16 protein-coding genes and 1 pseudogene are annotated in these 21,216 nt (G+C 60.3%); 4 read left to right on the forward strand and 13 right to left on the reverse strand.

Going from position 1 to position 21,216, the window contains the following annotated elements; translation table 11 throughout:
• Positions 1-110: 110 nt before the first annotated feature.
• A complete protein-coding gene (gene tssM / locus NKI97_RS32015) occupies positions 111-3,671 on the reverse strand; it encodes a type VI secretion system membrane subunit TssM (RefSeq protein WP_352838295.1) in 3,561 nt (1,186 codons plus the stop codon).
• 22 nt (positions 3,672-3,693) lie between these two features.
• A complete protein-coding gene (tssL, locus tag NKI97_RS32020; RefSeq protein ID WP_352838297.1) occupies positions 3,694-5,202 on the reverse strand; it encodes a type VI secretion system protein TssL, long form in 1,509 nt (502 codons plus the stop codon).
• On the opposite strand from tssL, the gene NKI97_RS32025 reads away from it, so the two are divergent.
• On the forward strand, positions 5,165-5,467 hold the full coding sequence (locus NKI97_RS32025) for a hypothetical protein (protein WP_352838320.1): 303 nt from the start codon (positions 5,165-5,167) through the stop codon (positions 5,465-5,467). The genes tssL and NKI97_RS32025 overlap by 38 nt on opposite strands.
• A 24-nt stretch (positions 5,468-5,491) precedes the next feature.
• Here NKI97_RS32025 and tagH read toward each other — a convergent pair whose 3' ends face one another.
• Both tagH and NKI97_RS32035 read right to left on the reverse strand, forming a co-directional pair.
• Positions 5,492-6,181 (reverse strand): type VI secretion system-associated FHA domain protein TagH, encoded by a 690-nt coding sequence (gene tagH / locus NKI97_RS32030; protein WP_352838319.1) that lies wholly within the window; start codon positions 6,179-6,181, stop codon positions 5,492-5,494.
• 144 nt (positions 6,182-6,325) lie between these two features.
• Positions 6,326-6,547: pseudogene (locus tag NKI97_RS32035) on the reverse strand (FHA domain-containing protein); the annotation flags it as partial.
• 242 nt (positions 6,548-6,789) lie between these two features.
• Here NKI97_RS32035 and NKI97_RS32040 point away from each other — a divergent pair.
• The 3 genes from NKI97_RS32040 to NKI97_RS32050 are packed head-to-tail and all read left to right on the forward strand — an operon-like array spanning position 6,790 to position 9,950.
• Entirely contained in the window at positions 6,790-9,120 is a 2,331-nt protein-coding gene (locus NKI97_RS32040; RefSeq protein ID WP_352838299.1) for a type VI secretion system Vgr family protein, read from the forward strand.
• 12 nt (positions 9,121-9,132) lie between these two features.
• Positions 9,133-9,558: a DUF6484 domain-containing protein gene (locus NKI97_RS32045; RefSeq protein WP_352692836.1), complete on the forward strand. Its 426-nt coding sequence runs from the start codon at positions 9,133-9,135 to the stop codon at positions 9,556-9,558.
• A complete protein-coding gene (locus tag NKI97_RS32050) occupies positions 9,558-9,950 on the forward strand; it encodes a hypothetical protein (protein ID WP_352838301.1) in 393 nt (130 codons plus the stop codon). Before NKI97_RS32045 ends, NKI97_RS32050 begins: the two co-directional genes overlap by 1 nt.
• Here the strand turns inward: NKI97_RS32050 and NKI97_RS32055 are convergent.
• Genes NKI97_RS32055 through tssJ form a run of 9 tightly spaced genes read right to left on the reverse strand, consistent with a single transcriptional unit; the run spans position 9,920 to position 21,214 of the window.
• The gene (locus tag NKI97_RS32055; protein WP_352838302.1) at positions 9,920-10,759 is read right to left on the reverse strand and encodes a hypothetical protein; all 840 of its coding nucleotides are present in this window, start codon (positions 10,757-10,759) and stop codon (positions 9,920-9,922) included. The genes NKI97_RS32050 and NKI97_RS32055 overlap by 31 nt on opposite strands.
• A complete protein-coding gene (locus tag NKI97_RS32060; protein WP_352746848.1) occupies positions 10,756-11,874 on the reverse strand; it encodes a DUF4150 domain-containing protein in 1,119 nt (372 codons plus the stop codon). Before NKI97_RS32060 ends, NKI97_RS32055 begins: the two co-directional genes overlap by 4 nt.
• Positions 11,871-12,896, reverse strand: a complete 1,026-nt coding sequence (locus tag NKI97_RS32065) for a beta-ketoacyl synthase N-terminal-like domain-containing protein (RefSeq protein ID WP_352692828.1) — start codon at positions 12,894-12,896, stop codon at positions 11,871-11,873. The genes NKI97_RS32060 and NKI97_RS32065 overlap by 4 nt, the downstream gene beginning before the upstream one ends.
• Entirely contained in the window at positions 12,893-13,996 is a 1,104-nt protein-coding gene (locus tag NKI97_RS32070; protein ID WP_352838304.1) for a DUF2169 family type VI secretion system accessory protein, read from the reverse strand. The genes NKI97_RS32065 and NKI97_RS32070 overlap by 4 nt, the downstream gene beginning before the upstream one ends.
• Positions 13,996-14,538 (reverse strand): type VI secretion system-associated protein TagF, encoded by a 543-nt coding sequence (gene tagF, locus NKI97_RS32075; RefSeq protein ID WP_352838306.1) that lies wholly within the window; start codon positions 14,536-14,538, stop codon positions 13,996-13,998. Before tagF ends, NKI97_RS32070 begins: the two co-directional genes overlap by 1 nt.
• Positions 14,520-18,056, reverse strand: coding sequence for a type VI secretion system membrane subunit TssM (gene tssM / locus NKI97_RS32080; protein ID WP_352838308.1), 3,537 nt, complete (start codon positions 18,054-18,056; stop codon positions 14,520-14,522). Before tssM (NKI97_RS32080) ends, tagF begins: the two co-directional genes overlap by 19 nt.
• 1 nt (position 18,057) lies before the next feature.
• Complete coding sequence (gene icmH, locus NKI97_RS32085) at positions 18,058-19,380, reverse strand: type IVB secretion system protein IcmH/DotU (protein WP_352838310.1); 1,323 nt, start codon at positions 19,378-19,380, stop codon at positions 18,058-18,060.
• Positions 19,381-19,384: 4 nt separating this feature from the next.
• Positions 19,385-20,719, reverse strand: a complete 1,335-nt coding sequence (gene tssK, locus NKI97_RS32090; RefSeq protein ID WP_352838312.1) for a type VI secretion system baseplate subunit TssK — start codon at positions 20,717-20,719, stop codon at positions 19,385-19,387.
• Between the two features lie 39 nt (positions 20,720-20,758).
• A complete protein-coding gene (tssJ, locus tag NKI97_RS32095; RefSeq protein WP_352452813.1) occupies positions 20,759-21,214 on the reverse strand; it encodes a type VI secretion system lipoprotein TssJ in 456 nt (151 codons plus the stop codon).
• Between the last annotated feature and the right edge of the window lie 2 nt (positions 21,215-21,216).

Consider the following 21,216-nt stretch of genomic DNA (forward strand, 5'->3'; position numbering starts at 1 on the left):
TCGTTGAAACGATCGAGGCAACCGAATGCAACAACTACTTCGCAAACGCCGGCTACGCTTCCATCAAAACGTGAAAGGCTCTAGTTGCACCAGGTGAGGCTCAAATCCTCTCAAAACGCCTTCGGGCAGCTGAATGCGGAAAGTGCGGGAAGGAAGAAGGGACTGGGTCCGGAACCGGTCTGGATCGTGTAGCTGACGTCGCGTCCGCCGATTACGAAGCGCGCCTCAACAGTGCCGTCTTTGCTGGTGATCGTCGCCTTGTCCAGCAACCTCTTGAGCGACCACGGCCCTTCGAACCTGATTGCGGATTCGCGGCCCGGCATTTCCGGCATCAGCTTCAGACTGGCGGATGCCGAGGCCGCACTGCTCGGCCAGGACACCGTGCTTGGCGTGTTACCCGCCTGGTTGCTCTGGACGATCTGGCCATCGACGTCGAGCACCGCAGCATCTGCATCGCCATTCAGCGAGAACGGGGTAAAGGTCAGGTTGACCGAAGGCATTGAGCCGCCCGAGGGGAAAAAGGCGTTGCGGATTTCCGCAGCCAGCTGAAAGTTTTTCAGCGTCGACTTCGACAGATCGCGCCCAAAGCCCGCATCCCGTTTCCAGCTCCAGTCCTGGCCGCTCATGTCGATCAAGGAAGCAAGGTTTTGTGCGAAGAACCGGTCCATCAGGCCGCCTGGAGAGAACAACTTGGCGAAGTCCGCCATCGCAATATCCTCGGTACCATCGCCGGCGAAGGGGTAGCGGCCGTTGACCGCCTTCTCGCAGGGCTGCGTGACGGCCTGGTCGAGCATCTCGTTCAAATTCGTCAAGGAAATTTCAGCCGCGTTGCCCTCAAATTCGTCTGCAGTTGCGTTGACCATTCTGCCGAGTTGCTTGGGCAGACGCGATGCATTGGCGCGAAGAGTGGCTATCTGCAGCTGCAGGTTGGCGTTGACACGTTCCGTCTGCAAGGGGACCTCGGTTGCCAGTTGCAGACTCTGGTGGATGTCGCGAAAATTCTGGGTCAGCGCATCGATGGGTCGGTGTCCAAAAGGACCGCTTACCAGAGCCTGGAAGGACCTGAACTGCGCCTCGATGTTTGCCCCAGGGCTCTGGCGAAATTTCGCGGACCCCGTACCGGCACGGCTTTGCGACTTTGCGGAGCTAATTTGAATGCCGATGCGAGCCAGGCCCTTGGCCATGTCCGCGACATCCTGGTACTGGCGCATGAGGGTGCCGGCTATCACCCCAGTGCCCGAGTCTTCGCCGGAGACAGGGTCGCGCGCCAGGGCTGTTTCCTCGGCAATCGCGGTAAAAAGCTGTTCGATCGGCGAGCTTGGTGAGGCAACGGCGGAAAGCGCGACATAGTTCGGCTTGTCGTTCAGCATGGCTTTGAATTTCAAACCATCGAGAACGCTGTTCCACGCGGCTGCGAACTCCTTGCCGTAGCGATCGAGAAGTTCGGGGCCGAGCTGGAGCAACTCCTGATCGATCCCGCCTTGCTCGCCGCCACCGCCCAGGACCCACTGGTCGTCGACGAGTGTCTGCGCAATGCGCGAAAGCTGTCCGAGATAAAAGTTGTTGAATCCGGCATGGGTGTAGAGACCGGGAATACGGAGCTTCGACAGATCGCCGCCATCGACGCGCTCGAACACAAGCTGCGCTTCCGGCCCGCCTTTTTGCGAAACAGAAAAATCGTCCAGCGCAGCCGCGTACACCGCCGACTTGATCAATGCGGACGCACGATCGGTAAGGCTCATGCGCCCGAGTGAACGTTGGGCGGCTTCCACAAGCGGCTGGTTGAGTTCGAAAACCGGATCATAGGCATCGTCCAACGCAAGCATGGCGCGCAGGTGCTTTTCGAGCTGCGCACGTCCTTCGCGGTTGCTCTCGCCTGGATACCGGTTCTGTTCCCAATCCTGCTTCATCCAGGAGATGATCAATGCGTCATCGACCTTGGGTGCCTTGCCGCCGAGCATCAGGTAGATCTTGAGCGGTTCGTAGAGCGCGGCGGGCTCAGCCGTCGTCGCCTGGACGGTCCGCTCCGCCTGAACAAGCAGACGCGACCGCAACATTCGTTCCAGTGCTTGCCGGTAGGCCGTTGTCGATGCCGAAAGAAGCCTTTCCCGCTGGCTAAGGCCGACCGTTTCCTCGATCGGGGTCGGTAAGTCACTGGTTTCAAAACCGGCCGGCATGTTGCGCAACTGGTCGAGCGGCCCGATGACGTTTTCAAGGTCGACATCGGTGACCGTCGTGCTCTTGGGCAGAGCGTCGGCTGTCTCGCGATATTGGCTCGTCGCCTGTGTCGTGGAGGCAATCAGCGAGCGGTTGGCCATGAAGCTCATCCCGAGCGCGCCAAGGGCCGCTGCAGTGATCAAGGCTATGATGCCAAAGCCGCCATATCTGAGGGCCGCTGCCCGCCTCTCGCTCGCTCGGTCATAGGAAACCCATCCGGATTCGGCGAAAATGACATCAGTCAGGAGATCGTGCAAAAAGAAGCTCTTGCCGGTCCCGGACAGGTGGGGGCGGGAATTGTTGCCGAAACTGCGGCCGATTGCGCCCAACACTTGATCGATCGGCGTTCCCTCTTGGGTCCCCGACGAGAAGTAGAGCCCACGCAAGCTGACGTTCACTTGGCTACGGACCGGATCGAACAGGCTGGTCACGAAATTGGCAATTCGGCCCTTGAGCGCGTAAAACTGGGCCGGAAAGCCAAAGATCGATATGCGCGAGACCGGGTCAGGCTCTTCCTGCAGGCGATCAGGCATCTCGTCCGCCAAGCGGATCGCCAGTGCATCGAATTCGGCCGAAGCCTCACCGGCCATGTTCTTGTTGCGGTCCGTGGTCTGGAATGTCGCGCCCCAGACCTTGCGCCTGCGCCGCTCCTCGAAACTGCCGAAATAATCCATGAAGCCGGCAATAAGATCGGCCTTGGTGAACAGCAGGTACACCGGAAACTGGATTTTCAGCGTCTCGTGGATCTCCCTCAGGCGACTGCGTATTTCAACGACATGAGCGTCAAGCTGCTGGTCATCGAGGCTGATGAGATCGGCAAGGCTGATGGCCAGGATAACCCCGTTGATCGGCTGTCTGGTGCGGTGTTTTTTGAGCAGTGACAAAAACGCAAGCCAGCTCTTGCTGTCGCTTCCAGCATTGGAATCCTGCGTGGTGTAGCGTCCCGCCGTGTCGATCAGCACAGCCTTTTCGGTAAACCACCAGTCGCAGGAGCGGGTGCCGCCAACACCGGCCACCGGCTGGGCGTCTCCTGAACCGGCAAGCGGAAAATTCAGACCCGAATTGACCAGTGCCGTCGTCTTGCCGGCGCCCGGCGGGCCAATGACGATGTACCAGGGAATCTCGTAAAGGAAATTGCGCTTGCCGCTCGACCGCTTGAGTGCTGCGATGGCCTCACTCATGCGCGCCTCGAGCACCGGTGAATCGTCATTGCGCCAGTCGTTGCGGGCAATGACCGTCTCGAGCGCTTTTTGCGCCTTTCTCACATGCCAAGCGCGCACTCCGTAAACGAGGGCCGCGGTCGCCATGATCGTGCCGATGATTGTCGCACGCAACCAGACAGGTCCCAGCGGCCGGATATCGGCGAAGCGTATCAAAGGTCCAGCAAACCAGATCGCCGCCGCAAAACCGGCCAACGCGGCCGTGCTGAATATCCGCGGCAGCCAACGCATCATTGGCGTTTCCCACCGGCGGTGTTCACAGCGTTTCCTCCTTGAGGATCATCACGTCGACACGGCGGTTCTTGGCGCGGCCCTCGGACGTCGCATTGTCGGCAATTGGCTCATCTTCGCCCTTGCCCTCGGCGGTTACTCGCGAGGGATCGCTAAGCTTCGCGGCGATCATTGTCTCAACAGCCTTCGCGCGGGCGACCGAAAGGTCAAAATTCGATTTGAACGTGCTTGATTTCCGTGGTTTCACATTATCCGTGTGGCCAACGATCGTGATTGGCCCTGGCTCGTGCTCAAGGGCTGCGGCAATCTGTGTGGCCAGTGGCAGAAAGTCGGGCTTCACTTCGGTCTTGCCTGGCTGAAACAATAATTGATTGTTGATCTCCACTACGATGAAGTCGCCTTTTGTGCCGATGGTCATCCCGCCGAGCTCGACTTGCGTGGACAGTGCTGAGCGGATGCGGTCGATCTGGCCGGTCACGGCAGGCGAGGCGGCTGTCACCGGTTTGGCGAGTGGGGGTACCACACTGGCGCGCTCGATCGTCACAGTCGTCGAGGGATTGAGCGCCAGCAATTGTCTGGCTGCAGCATCGCCTTCATCGGTCATGAACGCCCGCAACGTGAAGAACGCGGCCGTCACCAGGGCTGACGCCGCTGCAGCAACTCCCCAGAGCGGCAGGCGGGTCGAAGACGGCACCATCATAGCGGCCATGCCTTGCCAGCGGGGGGAGATGTCCTCTCCGGCGCGGGCCCTGAAGTAGCGAAGCGTCTCGTAGACGTCGCGCCGCACAGGTTCGAGACTGGTATCGTCGCGCGCCAGGCCACGATACTGGCCCTCAAATCCCAGGGATAGGCAGACATGCATCAGCTCGAGCAGGTCTAAGTGTGGCTCAGGATTGGCCAGCACCTTGTTCAGTGCTTCGTAAAAGCCGCCGCCGGTGGGCTCGATGTGAAAGAACCGCGACAGCATACTGTGCTGTGCCCAGGTGTCCTCGCCGGCCCAAGGCAGGTTGCCGACAAGATCGTCGGCAGTTTCGCAAAGGGCAAACTTCGCGATCCGCGCATCCTCTTCGGCAACCCCTGACTTCTCCAGCGTCCAGTCGAACCTCTCGATCGCCTCGGCGATATGTTCGGCCAATGGAGCCGCCTGTCTTTCGACCGGCACTAGCCTGAGATGCCCGAACAGGACGAGCAACGGTGCTGACCCAGCGAGGATCGGATTTGCCGTCGAATATTTTACCGTGTCTGCGGCGCCGAGCAGCACCTCCTGCTGAATGCTCGGCCTTGACCCGGCCGCCTCGGCTTTGGCCGCTGTACCGGACGATGGTCCCTGATAAAGAATGGTTCCGGATGTCCAGTCCGGCGGCATATGCCGACCTATGTCAGGATCGAAAACTGTCGATTCCTTGACATGCGGGGGCGCGACGGTCTTCGCAATCGGTTCGTTTGCGGCTGGTTTCGCATTCTGCCCGCGTCGTGGATTGGTGCGGATGACGGTCTTGCGGACCGGGCCGAAAGGATCGTCCTTCGAGCTCATCGCCGATATGCCGCTGCCGTGCAGTGTCCGCGCTCGCGTGCGAGAGGCGCCAGATCTTTCCTGGCTGGATAGGGCAGGCAATGGTCCTTCCGGCAAGGCGGTCCGGAGCTACAAGAAACAATGGCGCCACAATGTGACATTTGCCGCAGACCCCCAGGTCAATCAGGCTTACCCGCTTGGCGAACTGTCGTATGTGATCGTAGTCCCAGATGTTGTCGATTGGAACATGATGCGGCGCGCCGATGCGTTTTTCTTCGTCTGCTAAAGCGCCGCAGTCTGTTGGGCCGGTCTATTTTTGCTTGTCAGCTTTTGCATAGGCTTCGCCAAAATAGGCCAAGAATATATCAAGCATGCCGTTTTCGTGTGGTTCCTCCATGCTCCTCCACGTCCCGACAAACGCGTCCCATGCTTGGGCCTTCTTCGAGGTAAACGATGTCGGCGGGAGCTTTTTACCGATCGCCTCCGGCGAAAGGTCATCAAGCAGTCGCGAGAGTGCAGCTTGCATGGCGGCATAGGTGGCAAATTCGTGCGCCTTGAGATCGCGGAATGCGTCCTCGACGCTGTGCCTGGCATCGAGATAGCCGGCCCTGCGCCGCGCGAACATGATTTCGAGTATGTCGTCGGTGCTTGGGACAAATTTGAGAGGATTGTTTTCAGCGGAGCTTATCATCGTCCGGTGCGGGCTCTTGGCCAATGTCTTTGCAGCCGCACGTGCCTTCAGCAGCATGGCCAGTTGCTCGACCACCGTGCGCAGCACCGCGCCGATTTCGGCAGCGACTTCATGCGGATCACGCAACTGGAACAATTCCGGCGAAATGCCTGCGGCGATTGCAATTTCCCGCAGCACCTCGTCTGTCGTCGAAGGCAAGGTTGCAGGCAGCGACGATGTCGATGGCGGGGCTTGCCCGAGCCATCGCTCTGCCGAACTGAAAAAAGGCTCGCCTCCGGAATCGGGCAGCCGATCGGCCGCGACCGGCATGTGTCGTTGCGTCGAACCTCGGTCAGCCTCCGGATGACCTGGCGTTGCGTGCTCGTTGTCAATCGATACAAGGATGACATAGCGGCCGACCAGGAGCCTGTCGCCGTGGTCTAGCCGGCGCGGACCGGTGATGCGTTGGCTCGATCCATTGATGAAAGTGCCATTGCGCGAAATGTCGTGCAGCCAAAACGCGCCTGCCTCGTATCGGATCTGGCAATGCCGGCCGGAGATGAACTTGTCAGGGTCGGGCAAGATCCAGTCGCAATGTTCGCGCCCGATTTTGAAGCTGCGATTACGCGATCTGTAGCCGGGCGACACGCCAGCGGGCAGGGCATCAACGTTGCTGATCTGCAGACTGATTAACATGCGAAATCGCCTGTGTGATCGCTGGCGGCCTTGCCGACAGGATACTCCATGTTTTTAGCGTGGCTAATCCCAATATTCGCATCCGAGTCGGTCCTATTCGTGGTCAGCTTTGGCCTGCACAACAAACATGTGGTACGCTCGAAATGGACTGGTAACCATCAGGGTTTGATGTGATTTCGAGTTCCTGATTAGGATCTTCAAATCCACTGGGCTGGCCGCCAGACCGAGGAGGGGCACGACCCATGCCAAGTGAACAACGTGCCACGGTTGTGCAAACGCCAGTTGGCGCTGAACTGTTGACCTTTACACATCTCGTCGGGCGCGATGAGATCAGTCGTTGTCTGGCCTATACGGTCGGGTTCGTGAGCCCCAGCCACGATATCGATCCGCTGGAGATGCTGGGGGGCCCCGTCTCGATCGAAGGTGAAGCCGACCCCCAGCGCTGGTTCAGCGGCATCGTGTCAGAGTTTCGCCTCACCCGGATCGAGGATCGACTGGCCTATTACGAAGCAGTCGTCAGGCCATGGCTCTGGTTTCTCGGCAATACGACCGACTGCCGCGTTTTCCAGAACATGAGCGTCATCGAAATCGTCGAAGAGGTTTTCTCGAAATACAGTACAGCAAAATTCGAGAAACGCCTGCAAGGGTCCTACCCGCCGCGCGAGTACTGTGTCCAGTACGACGAGACCGATCTCGACTTCGTGCAGCGGCTGCTCGAGCATGAGGGCATCCTGTATTTCTTCGAGCATGGCGAGGGCAAGCACACGCTTGTGCTCGCCGATGCCATGAACAAGCTCAAGCCGGCGACGGGCTACGAGAAGGTGCCCTATCACTTTGAAGGGCAGGGCTCCCGGCGCGATGTCGAATACATCACCGAATGGATTCCGGGCAGCTCCGTGCGGCCGGGCGCCTATGTCCATACCGACTATGACTTCAAAAAGCCGGGCGCCGACCTGATGGCCAAATCGGCCCAGCCGTTCAGTCATAAGCTGGCTACGGGTGAAAATTACCGTCAGCCCGGCGCGCATCTCGAAGTAGGCCGCGGCGACAGCCTGGCGGCAATCCGGCGCGAGGAAATCCAGGCGGTGCACCAGCGCATCGCCGCGGTTGGAACCGTGCGCGGCCTGTATTCAGGCTGCACGTTCAAGCTGGACGGTTTTCCGCGCGAAGACCAGAACCAGGAATATCTGGTGGTCAGCGCCGAATACAGGCTGTTCGATCCGGGCTACAGAGCCCTTGCCGATGTCGAAAGCGAAAACTTCAAGGTGATCCTCGGCGTGGCCCCGACCGCCTTGGCCTATCGCCCGCCGCGGGTCACGACACGGCCGATCATGCGCGGCCCGCAGACGGCGACGGTGGTCGGCCCGTCCGGCGAGGAAATATTCACCGACAAATATGCACGGGTGAAGGTGCAGTTCCACTGGGACCGTCTCGGCAAGAAGGACCAGAACAGCTCCTGCTTCGTGCGGGTTTCGCAGACCTGGGCCGGCAGCGGCTGGGGATTTATCCAGATCCCGCGCATCGGCCAGGAGGTGATCGTCGACTTCATCGAAGGCGACCCGGATCTGCCGATCATCACCGGCCGGGTCTACAACGCCTCGCAGATGCCGCCCTACGGACTGCCGGGCAGCGCCACGCAATCCGGCTGGAAATCCGACTCGTCGAAAGGCGGCGGCGGCTACAACGAGCTGATGTTCGAGGACAAGGCCGGCTCCGAACTGGTCAATTTCCAGGCGCAGAAGGACCATAACCTTCTGATCAAGAACGACCGCACCAAGCTTGTGCAGCACGACCAGTCCGACCGCATCGACCACGACGCCAAGCACTCCGTCGGCCACAACCTCGACGAGGACGTCGGCAACAACAAGACGGTCAAGGTGGGCGTCGACCAGACCACGGATATCGGCAACAACGATACCGAGACGGTGGGGGTGAACAGGTCGCTGACGGTCGGATCGAACGAGACGATTCACGTTGTGGCGAATTCGACCGAGAATATCGATGCCAACCATTCGCAGACCGTAGGATTAGTTCAAACAATCACTGTTGGCGCGGCTCGTATCGATTCGGTCGGCGCCGCCGAGACCCGAACCGTCGGGGCGGTGCAGATGAACACTATCGGGGCGACACGGTCGGTCAGCGTGGGTCTCGGCCAAAGTCACGACATCGGCGCTTCCGACAGTTGGAAGATCGGAGCCAACCAGGGCATCGACATAACTGGCAACCAGAGCGTCAACATCGGCGGTGGGCAATCAACAGAGATCGGCAAGGCTCGGACAGCCAAGGTAGCCGCGGATGATATCACCGATATCGGCGGAGCCCACGCGCTCAAGATAGCAAAGGGCAGCGGGATTACCATTGCCGAAGACGGCTCGATTGGTGTCGGGAAGAAGCTGGTCATAGACGCCGGAGACGAGATCACGATCAAATGCGGCGACGCCTCCATTATAATGAAGAAGGATGGAACGATCGGCATCAAAGGAAAGGACATAACAATAACCGGCAGCGGCAAGATATTCGCCAAAGCGTCCGGTGACATTGTCATGAAGGGTTCGGAAATCAAACAAAACTGAGGAAACCGTCAGGTGGCAAAGATCATCGAACGAATCGAAGGCGTCGTAATCGGGATTTTTCTCGGTTTCGGCGAAGGTGGCCCGCTCGTTGTGTTTCCGGGCAATCCGAAGGATACGGCCCTTCCGGCTCGTAGTCTCGCTGAACTGAATTCCGATATGATTGGCTCCGAGGTCGCATTGTTGTTTGAGGACGGCGACCTAGGCCGGCCACTAATTGTCGGGCGTATCGTTGAACCAAAGGGAAAATCTGTAGCTCCTCATGTCGTCCGCGACGGCGAACGGGTGAGAATCACAGGCGAGGAACGCATCGAACTGCGCTGTGGCAAGGCCGTGATCATCATGGAAAAGGATGGCCGCATCACCATTCGCGGCACCTATGTGACGAGTCATGCCAGTGCCGCGAATCGTATCCGGGGCGGTTCCGTGAATCTGAACTGATGCCGGCGCCCATCCTACGCGAAATCGTCCGCCAGCACGCCGAAATGGCGGCATTTCTATGGACTGTCTACGACTACAATCTGCTGCATCCCGGCGAAAATCCCGAGATGGACGATGAGCGGGTAGCTAGATTGGTCGAGAGACTAGAAGCACATCTGGATGGGCTGCGGGTGGCCGGAGATGCGGGAAAGGAAATCGTCAAGGAGCGCTACGACGAGTTTCCTGAGGCTGGAGAGCTTTTCGTCCTTCGAATGCTGACGACCAGATCGACTGTTCGCATCGTCGATCTCAATCTTGAGAAGGTTCGAAAATATCTCACCAATGCGGGCACATCGGTTGCGGCTAGCGTACGTGCTCCTGGTCAGTCTGGTATTTCCCTCCCAAAGAAATAGCGAACTCCCGGTCTGAATTCGAACAGGTCGACTTCGTCGAAGAGTTGCTCAAGGGCAGCGGCCGCAGGTTTTCGGTTCAGCTGAATATTCTTGTAAAATTGCGAAAGGTCGAATCCGGTGAATGCCTCTATTAGGTTTCTGGCGGTAACGACGTCTTCGTTGTCATAGGTCTCCCCAAGGGTATTCAACAAATTGAGCGCCAGATCCTCAATGTTTACGGGCTTGCCGTAGAGAAAGGACTGGCGCGAAGAATTAGGAAAATTTGCACGGATCTCATCGATTTTTAGCTCAACGGCTTTCGCGTATTGAACTACGTCATATTGGCGACGCCCAGGTTCATACTCATCGATCGAATCCGGCACAACTTGCGGTCCATCGAAGATATCTCCGACCGAAGCCTCCAAGGTGATCGACAAATGGTATGGAAGGTCGGTATCGCTGTCGACGGTGACTTCATCTCTGTAGAACCAGACCGCCTTCTGCGTCGCATCCAAAATGCCGCTCCTTGAGAGAGCGATGCAGAGCCATTCAATGGATTGGCTATCTTGCTGCAGCGATTGGCGGATTGGGTCCGCCACATCCAGGAGCAAGGTCCTTGGTGTGACGTACGGCAACAGCGCAAACGCGTCGATAACTACTTCCACCGAGGGGGAGGCTTCGAAGACTGTTGGAAACATTGCAGATGATGCGAAGTTTCCCTTCTTGCACTCTTCAAATATCTGCAGCAGCCGCGCTCCGGCTGGCGTCGAACGGCTGCGAAACTCGTTCGTCCCGAAGTGGAAAAGTTTGCCGCGCGTCGAGAATGTCATGGATAAGGGTTTATTCCTTGAAGCGTGCCTTGCGCCTCATTGATTTTGTCGCATTCGCCGGAAAGGGCGCCTTGGCCTATCAAGTTCTTGGGGGAATTGGGACATCCACCGGCATCTATGGGGGTCATGTGGTGCACTTTGCCCGTGTTTGTTCCGGTGCCTTTGCCGTCCCGTTTTATTATCGCTTTTTTCACAGAATCGGTAATTCCAAGTATTTTTGTACGGACATGATGCAGTATGTCGACGTGAATAAGGTCTTTTTCGTTCTTTCTTCCAGCGTGCTTGGTTTCTAATTCTCTCTTCTTTTCCGGGTCTGCTTGCTCAAGAATTTCGGAATAGCTACGCGTTCCCTTGAAGTGGACACCGCAATCTTTATCCTCCTCATGCAGGTTTGGGCATTTTTCTCCCGTTGCTCGTGCATTTGCTACGGTCTTAGACGCCTCCTTGCGTTTTTCGTACTGATCCCACGCTTTCATGCGAGGCACCAAGCCTAACGTACCGGCTTTGGCTGTTTCCTCAATATTGACGATCTTAGCGTTCGCCCGCTGCATGCGCTCCTTGTAGTATTCGGCCTCGGGGACAGTATCACACATCTCGCCGTTGGCTTTCACCTGATTGGCGTGGGCGGGTTCTGTCCCGCAGCACGGGCACTTGGTCTTTGGCGCCGACCCGCCACCAGGTCCCGGTCTCCCCACCTTAGCCTGCGGAGGTGTGTTTCCAACCTGATCGCTTGTATGATTGTTTGTCGAGATATCTGAGAACCGGCTGACAGGGAGGCTGTCCGCCTTTACATTGCTTGACCACGCTCGCGCGTATTCCTTACTGGTGTTAGTGGACGAGATGACTCCTTTCTTGGCTGCGCTGCCGGCTTCCGTGCCAGTGGTCTTGCTGTAGTCCGATTTGTCCTTTTGGGTGATGTTCTCTCCGCCGATTTTGACGGTACCGGTGCCCTTCTCAGTATCCGAGTCCATTCCAAATGACGGATACGGGATCGGTACCCCTGGCGGTGTCGCTGGATTTTCGGGCGGAGTGAAACAGACATCTGGAAAGGCCGCGATGACCTTGTTGCCCTGGGCCTTTGCGGCCACCTCCAGTCCGTTGGCGAAGACAGTCACCAGGCGGCCCTCGCAGCCAGCACGGCAGCTCCACAAGCGCCTGCATCGTTGGAGGACTCGACAAGCACCGGGTTCCCCGTCGCGTAGTTCTTTCTTGCCGCCATTAGTGCCATTCCGAGCATCAGAGGCGTGACCGCCGCACCAACATTGCCGAGGGTTTCCGCAGGCGACCACAGATCCTGGGACGGACACGGATTGCGCACCAGCCGTATCGATGCCAGCGCCGTCTGCTTAAACCAATACTGTTCGCCGATGAGATCTGAAATTCGATAGCCGAGGCGGTTCATCTCTATTCCAGTCTCACCCAACGCATGGCGATAAGCGGACGTCATACCGTCCGCCCTGAGCGGCAAGTCTTGCTTGTTGTAAATAGAGGCCGCCTCGCGCGAAAGGCCTAGTCCCGCTAGCCGAAATCCCCCCCGCCTCGGTGGCCCGCACAGGACTGCCGCCGCCGCTTCCCCAGGAATAAACCCGTTTGGATTGTCGGACGTTAGGAGTCGACGCTCCTTAAGGTAATACGTCGTGGCCAAGGTCGTCAAATAGCTATCAACGCCGGCAACCATCACGTATGGTATTTCGCCCGATACAATCATCCGACGCGCATGATCAAGCGCCACGTGTCCGGACGGTCGCCCATGGGCAACCACCCGTGACCGCGAATGCTTTTCGACTTCGGTGATCTCGGCGATACGGTCGAGCAGACGCAGCGTGCTTCTTACCGGCCGTCCTGGGCGGTCTTCCTCTGCCAAGCAAAGGATCAGCGCGGCTTGCCCACGCGCTTCCGGAACTTCTTCGAATGCCTCGACAATTGCGCCTGCGGCGAGATGCGCCATTCGTTTCTCGCCGATCCAATTGCGTGGCAGAGGTACCGGCGCGCCGATCAGCCACTCGTCATTTTCATCCTTGAAACGCGTTTCCTGAAAGCCATCAATCCCAGCCCGGATCGCTGCGCAAGCCGATGGTGCGTCAAGGCCAACCGCCGTAACCATGCCGACCGAAAGAATGTCGAGTGCCGGCCTCACGTGTTCTCCGCCTTCTGCGCCGCAGTCGTTTCATCGAAGCGAGAATAAGCACGAGCCGCAGCTCGTATCCGCACCATTGCCTCGGTCGGCGGGCCGATCCAGCATTCGCTGAAATCGAGAATAGTACGGTGAATGCGCTGCGATACGCGCCAGACCAACGAGAAGCGTCTGTTCTCCGGGTCGAAGAGGACAGTGTCTGGAAAGGTGACGCGCTCGGGGGCCTTCTGCCTACCCTCGAACAGCGTCAACGGCAATGCTGTCGATGGCAGCCGAAAACTCACCCGCCCGTCAGGTGTCAGATTCACCAGTTGCACTTCTTCGCCACCTCTTGGCAGGTCGATCTGCTGGTCCGGCGGTGCCATCTGGAAGTAGCGCTCGTCGAAATCCTGGGGCAGGAAGGGGAAGACATTGTCGATCCAGTTCTGGTCATAGGTGCCGCCAAATTCGATGCGTCCCGGCCAGCCGCGGCCCATCGCACCGAAACTCATCGGCTTATAGTCGCCGAATGGCGAGCGGATTTCTTCACCGACAGCTTGCGTATTCGGTAGCCGCAGGCCGGGAATGAGGCGCTGGTTCTTGGTTCGCGACCAGCCGGTGCCGACCGGGTTGTATTTGTAGCTCGCTGGCAGTTTGTCCTCTGGATCGAGCCGGTCGGTGCCACCCCAGGCGACATCGTAGGAAATTGCCATGCGCAAGAAGGGCTGTGGCGACGTGGCAGTAAACACTGGCCCGACGGAGCGCCACTCGCGGTGGCCCACGACCTCGAAGAGCTTCGACCAATTGCCCACCTTGATGCCGACCGGCACGCGTTCGGCCGGACGTCCTCCCGGCGCATAGGCAAAGGCATTGGCAATCACGTCACAACGCGGCTTGCGGAAGGCGAAATCGGTTTCCCATAACGTGGCCGAATAACCAGGCACGCCGGTGTGCGTGTCGGCCATGACCAGCGGAATCTGTTCCACCGATTTTTGTACCGGTCCGCCGGGCGTGGCGGGAAAGTCGAACGTGCCTTTGACCACCACGACGATCCACTCATGGCCGGCCTTGTCCATGCCCATGGTGAATTCGTGCGGATACCCCATCTGGTTCCAGATCTGCATCAACTGGTCTCCCAGTTGGCGGCAAAGATCTGCTCCAGCGTAGCTTGCGGCGACAGCGGATCGACGTCGAAAATGTCCGAACGCGCTGTCCACATCACCATATCGCTGATGACCTCTTCGCCCGGCTCGACAGGCGGTACTGGCAGTGCGCTTAAAGCGGTATCCAATTCGTCAGGCGTCAGCTCGCCCTGCTGGGCGGCGACGGCCGCTTCTTCGATCCCGGAAAACCACGCATCGGCGCGAGCCAGCTGAACGGAAGCCTCAGAAAGCTGCGCGACGACGCTCAACGGAAACTGCCTGCCAACCCTATCGACGCTCTGCAAGATAATGCCCGCCGACGCGTCGACAAAGCCCGGACCCGTTAGGAACCGTAGCGCCGTGCCGCGCGGCCAGGTTTCCGAGCCCATCAGCGGCACGATGTGCTGCGCCAGCCAGCGGTCCCAGACGCGCACAAAATCCCCCGGCAGCCGCCGCGTGACGAAATCGCCGGTGGCAGGCATCTTGCCGTAAAAGCCGGGCAGGATCAGATCTGCGGCGGACATGAAAATTTCTTGAACATTTGCAGGTTGTAAGGGTTTTCGACGCTGGCGGCCTTGAGCTGGAAATCGGCGTACATGGCTTTGGTGCCCAGGCGCAGGCTGTAGACGTCCGACAGCGAGGTGCCGGTGAAGCGACCGCTGCGCAACATTCTCAGCCACGCCCAGCTGCCGGTCTCGTTGAGCAAGATTTCGGGCGAGCCATCGATCGGCTGGAAGGCCAGCGAGATGACGCCTGTGCCGTCCTTGCCGGGCCACGTCATCGGCTGCGGCCTTGTTGCATTGTTATAATAGACGAGGTTCTGGCCATCGAGATTGAGCGTCACGCGCGCGACATTGGGCGACAGATCCTTGGGTTCGAGCGTGAAGCTCATCAGCGGGCCTGTGCCGCCGGGAAAGAGATCATCACGGATCCGCCTTGCCTGTTCGAACGCGGCCAGTGCCGAAGGATCGAGGCCGAAATCGGCGCGCCATTTCCATGGCTGCGCCGACGTGTCGACATAGCTGATCAGGTGGTCGTTGATGAAGGTGTCGATCAGTCCTGCCGGTCCGAACAGGCGGGCGAAGTCGCGGACATTGACGTCGACGGCGCTGTCCGGGCTGAAAGGATAGCGGTTGTTGAGTGCTGCCTGGCAGAACGGCAGGATGTCGGCGCGCCAGATGGCGTTGAGCTCCGAGGTGACCGCCTTCTGCGTCAGGCCACTGGTATCGCCGGCAATGCCGCCCAACCAATCGTCGACCGGGTCGGGCAGGATCTGCGCCTGTCTGGCAACCGCTCCAGTCAGTTCGGCGAGGCCGCCCTGCTTCTTGATGGCGTCCTGAGGATCGGGATTGGCCGTCACCGTCTGCAGCACGTTGGACAGTGCGGTGAGCGCGACGATTGCGGCGTCGAGCGCCGGCGGCTGGCCCTCGACCTCGGCAACGGCACCCTTGAGCGGCTTGAAATGCTCGGCTACCAGACTGCCGGTAAGATCCACTTCGTCGGCGGAGCCCGCACGCGGCAAAAGCTTTGCTCCGGTTTTTACGATCTTGCCAAGCTTGCCCAGCTTGCCGAGCAGTTTCGAGCCACCTGCCGCCGCGGGCTTGTCGTTTGCCGGCGCTTCATCGGATCGCGTAAGCTCGGTCTCCTGGACCACCGCGGTAACCAGGCGCTTCAGCGCGGAGTCGGCACTTGAAAGATCCTTGAGGTTCTCACTGGCGACGTTGAGGTCGGTCAATGGCGCGAGCCTCATGTCGCGCAGGAAGCTGTCCCACTGCGCGATATAGTCGTCGTAATAAAGCTTCAGAATATCCTCTGACAGCGCCGACACCGAGGTTTCGGAATTTTCCGAGCAACCGCCGGCGAACACCGCCCGGTCGAGTGCTGCCTGGGCGGCGACATCCTCGACCCGGTCGAGAATGGCGTCATGGAAGCCGGCATAGGTGAATGCTCCCGAAATGCCGACCCGAAGCGTCTTGTCGGAACGCCGCGCAAAGACCTTGGCGCCGTTGGGGCCGGCGAAGTTGGCAGGAATCCATTCCTTGAGCGTAGCCACCGCCGGGTGGGCCAGCAGCTGCTTGTAGGCACGCGCCGGCAAAGAAATCGTGCAGACGGTTTTTAGTGCCTCTGCAACCAGTGCCTGGTCCGGGGCGATATAACTGGCGTCAACCGCCATGCGACGGATCGCGGCAAGCTGGTGCTCTTCGGCGTCAGCTGTCGGAAAGGGGGCAGCCGCGGCGAATTCAGGCAGACTGTTGACCCACCAGCTCTGGGCGAAGTCTGGATCCATCTGAGAAAGGCCGGTCATCATGCGATAGGTCTTCAGCGCGCCAAGCATGAAGTCCGGATCGCGGATCTGCCGCCACATCGTCGCTTCGAGCAGCGCCACCATGTGCGGCTCGAGAACGTTACGCAAAGCATGGTCGTAAGTGTCGGTCTGTGCCCGCACCAGTTCCGCCGAGGCTGATGGCCCCAGCAAATCCTGTGCTGCGCCAGGAGGCGGGGTGCGGGCATTTGCGACCTCATCCATCGCACCGAGGGCGAGATCGATGGCAGGCTGTTCTACGGATGCCGGGTTTGCCGCGGCCGAGGTCAGTGGCGTTTGCAGCGCCTCGAACTGGCTTGCCTGGGCCGTGATCGCGTTGCGGTTGTCGTAGTAGGACCAGGTAAATAGGCCGCTGACCAGCAGGGCGGCTGCGGCACATGCGGCGGCCGCGCCACGCCAGATCCAGGCGCGGCGGCGTTGCGCCAGTGGATCCAAGGTGCCTAGGCCGGCTTCCTTGAAGATGACTTCTGTGAGCAGGTTCTTTAGGAAGAAGCTGCGTTTTTCGACACGCGGCGCGGCCAACGCCCGGCGCGGCGGAAGGCCGAAGGAGGCAGACAGCGCTGCGGTCAGCCGATCGATCGGCGCCCCTTCCTGGGTCGCCGACGTCAGATAAAGGCCACGCAGCCAGGCGGCCTCCTCATACCGGCTTTCGCCGAACATCGCCTCGATCAGTACCTGGATCGGCTCGGACAGGCTGGCGAGTTGGGCGGGAAACCTGAAGATTTCGGCGCGGGCAGCAAGCTTGTCTTCGTCCTCCAGCCGGGGCACCAGCCGCCGCTCGAGCTCGGTTGCTAACGTCGCGATTTCCCGCGCGATGGTCTTTGCATCGACATGCGCGTCGAGTGCGAACGTAGTCCCCCAGACCTGCTCGCGCGCAGCCGTCGACAAACCGCCGAAGAAAGGCTCGAACCCCTTGATCAGGTCGGCTTTTGTCAGCATCAGATAGACCGGAAGGCGGATTTCGAGGCGGTCGTTGAGCTCGGCCAGCCGACGGCGGATCTTGCGGCCATGCGCCTTGATGGCGTCGTCGCCCTCCGAAAGCACATCGATCGAAAGCGCGACGATCACCCCGTTGAGCGCCCGACGGCCCCGGTGCTTCTTCAAAAGGTCGAGGAAGCCCAGCCACTCCACTGCGTCGACGTCGGGTTGGCTCTCCTGTTGGACATAGCGGCCTGCAGTGTCGATCAGAACCGCACTCTCCGAAAAGAACCAGTCGCAATTGCGCGTGCCGCCGACCCCTTGCAGGTCGTCGGTCAGGTCGATCGGAAAATTCAACCCCGACTGGCGCAAGGCCGTGGTCTTGCCGGTGGCCGGCGGTCCGACGATCACGTACCAGGGCATCTCGCGCAGGAACTTGCGACCACCCAGTTTGCGGCGCTTCAACTCGGCCATGACCTCGCCGAACTTGGCTCCGACGGCAGCGACATTCTCTTCGCCGGGGCTGAGTGGCTTGTCTACCGCCGGCGCGGCGATTTCGGCGACGAACATACGGTTGGCACGGATCGCCCGACGCTGGGCGGCGATCAGCCAGATCAGCCAGAAGATGACCAGCAGCGCGATGATGACGATGCGCACATTGTCGGAGGCGAAAGGGTCGTAGGGTCCGACTCTGACGATCGGCCCGAATACCCAGATCACAAAGGAAAGCAGCGTGATGCCAATCAGTGTCCACAGCCAGCGCGATGTCAGGACCGCCCAGAGGAAGCGCAGGATGAACATCTCACAGCCTCTTTTCGACCAGCACCTCAACGCGCCGGTTCAGGGCCCGGCCCTCGCGCGTGCCGTCATCGGCCACTGGATCCGTGGCTGCCCGGCCCTCGGAATGGACGCGTTCCTGCGGCACTCCGTTTTGTACGAGCATGTCGGCAATGGTCTGGGCGCGAGCCTCTGACAGTCGCTGGTTGGTCGACAGCGGATTGGTTCTTTGCAGAGGGACGCCGTCCGTATGTCCGACCACAGTGATGTTGCCGATCAGGTCACGATTGGCGAGGATCACCTTGGCGATCGAGCCGATCAGCGGCTCGAATCCTTCCGTCAGTGTTGGCCGCGACGACTGGAACAGTTCGGGGTTGGAGGCCTGGATGACCAGCTTGGCCAGCGAAACGCTCTCCGTGCCGCTCAGAGCCGATCTGAGATTGCCCGGCGCCCCGGCCTCAAATTCGGGCAGTAGTGCAAAATCCACAGTCTCCGGCGGCGGGACATCGACCGTCGGCGACACGCGGCTGATGTCGCCACGGGTCGGCGGCGGCAAGGCGCGGACCAGCGCTGAAAGCTCAACCGCCTGGCTGCTTAGTCCCATCGAGAGCCCGACATAGGTCGCGGTGGCGATGACCGCCGCGGCCAGGGCCATCACCCAGATCGGAACGATGAAGCGCTGCGGCTCGTCGGATGCGATGACGCCTTTCCAGTTCGGCGACAGCGGTGCATTCTCGGCGTCGGCATCGCGCAGGAAACGTGCCGCGGCCACACGAACGGCATTGAGCGAGCGATCGCCCGACCGGCCGGGCACGCGATACTTGCCGCGAAAACCGAGTGCCAGGCAGTCATACTGGAGTTCCAGCAATTCGCGATCGCGGTTCGGATGGCGTTCCAGTTCGTCGAGCCGTGTGAAGAACTGCGTGCCGGCGTCGACGTCGCCGCGCAACATGACCACAAGCGGCTGACGCGGCCATGCGCTGGCCCCGCCCCAGGGCGTGTTCAGGGCCAGATCGTCGAGCAAGGCAGCCACTACCCATGCTGCCTGATCGGCCCGTTCCATCGACGACCCCGCCGCCATTGCCGTGTCGCGTGCCCGAACCAGTTCTTCGAGCAGCCGAGTGCGTAACACTTCCGGATTCTCCGGTGGCAGCGCGCTCTCAAGCTCCGGCGCAAACTCGAGCAGGGGCGCGAAGGCGTTGACAAGGCCGTTCGGGTGGGTGCGCGAGCGTTTTACCGGCCCGCCCGGCAAGGATGCCGCCGTCGGTCGCGGCATCGGCGTGCCGGTCAGCCTGATGCGAGTGCGTTCGCGATCCTCCGACAGTCCGAAAGGATCATCCCGGCTCATGGTTTCACCTGTTCACCGAATAGCAGTCCACCTGCGGTTCGCTCGGCAGTACACCCGAAACGCCAATGACGAAGCCTGGGGCACCGAGCAGCGATGCCCAGTGCTCGCTTTTCTGGTCGAGCTCAAGGCACAGCCGATCGCCGTCGTAAGGAATCTCGCGCGGTTGCGAATGAAGCGGTTTCAGCGGGATGCCGGGCAGGCGGGACTTCCACAGGCCCTCGAACTCATCCGCCGAGCCTACGGTCGCCTGGTTGACGAATATCTTGCGTAGCGCGTCCTCCGACAGTTCCGAACCGACCCGGATGACGATCCGGCTGGCCACCAGCAGCTTCGGATTGTCGATGCGGATTTTCCAAACATTGGTCGAATGGCGCATGACGGGCAGCGCGCGCGATTTCGGCTCGATGTAACGCAGGCTCAGGATCAGTGAGCGCAATGCATCCGCCAGCGCCGAAAACGGTAGGCCGGGCGCCATGTGATCGTAAGCCGGCAGCTCGCCCAGTCGCCGCGCGCTCGAGCCGTAGGTCGCCATCGAACCGGCTAGCCCGGCCAGTTCCAGGTAGAGTTCGGCCGGATGGAAGACATCCTGCGCCAGCATATGGGCCAGTCGCGGACGCGCCGCGTTGGCGAGGTTGAGCATCAGCAGGTCTTCGACGCTGCGCCCTGGCCCGCCCATGACCATCTTGCCATGCGCCTCGGCGATCTGGTCAAGGCCTGTGACGACTTCCAGAAGCAATTGCCGGTACCAGGCCACTGCACCAGTAACCAGGGCCGGTGGCAGGAACGTCTCGTCTAGCGAAACGCAGCCATCGGCACGAACCCCCTTGATGCCGGCTATCGGCAGGGCGGTATAGCCGCCGACCGATTTGCCGGGTGCAAGCAACAGCGATTGCGGTCGGGCGATTTCGATTTCTTCGGGATCTGAACCGCCCTGGACGGCATCGCGCACCGAAACGATCCGTCCATGATAGCGCGCACCGCTGGGTGGCGCATGCGCGGGATCGAAGCCAACGCCGCCGGCCGGCTCGAGCGGCAGGGCGACCAGCACCGGGCCGGCGCCTGTATCCGGGGTGACCGGCAGCGGACGCGGCGCGTCCATCAGATCCGGAATGGAGAAGGGGGTTCCGTCAGGGAAAATGCCTCGTGCAGACAGGATCGAGATCTGGCCGGCATCGAGCAATGCCTTATCCAGGGTCAATTGCTGAAAGCCGAACGTGTGCAGCTGGCCGGCCTGCAACGCGCCGCGCACAGTCGCCTCGAAGAAACGGTCCTGCTGCTGGAAATGCTGGGTCCGCAGAAAAAGGCCCTCGGACCACAGCACCCTGTTTGCATCGCTCATCCGGCTACTCTCTGCATCGAGCTCCCCATGCCTTGGCCGTCAGGCGGAAATGCCGCCGCTGCCGAGTGTGACATTGGTCGTAAAGTTTGATCCGGGCGAAACCGATTTGGTCGTCCGCCAGTTTCGCCCGCCAGGCTCACGGATGAGTGCCACGAATCCCAGGGCGGTCGCATCCGGTTCGACCGTAATGGTCTTGGTCGCAGTTTTTCCAGGCGCGACGGCAATCTGGTCGGATCCGATGAGATCACCTGCCAGTGCCGAGCCGGCATCCCCCTGCAAGGCAAAGTAGTCGGCAGAGTTGAACTTGCCGGTGCTGCGTAGCCGCATGACCAGCACCGTCACTGGCCGGTCGCCGCCGCCTGGTCCAGGGTTCATGCCGGCCGCTCCTGTCAGCTTGACCGTGATGACCGACGGTTTTGGCGGCCCGGCGCTTTGACAGGCCGTAAGCAGCCCGGTCGCGCCCAAGGCAACGATAAATTCGCGTCGATCGATCATGT

The sequence above is a fragment of the Mesorhizobium sp. M0296 genome (genome assembly GCF_040321675.1).
GTDB lineage: Bacteria > Pseudomonadota > Alphaproteobacteria > Rhizobiales > Rhizobiaceae > Mesorhizobium.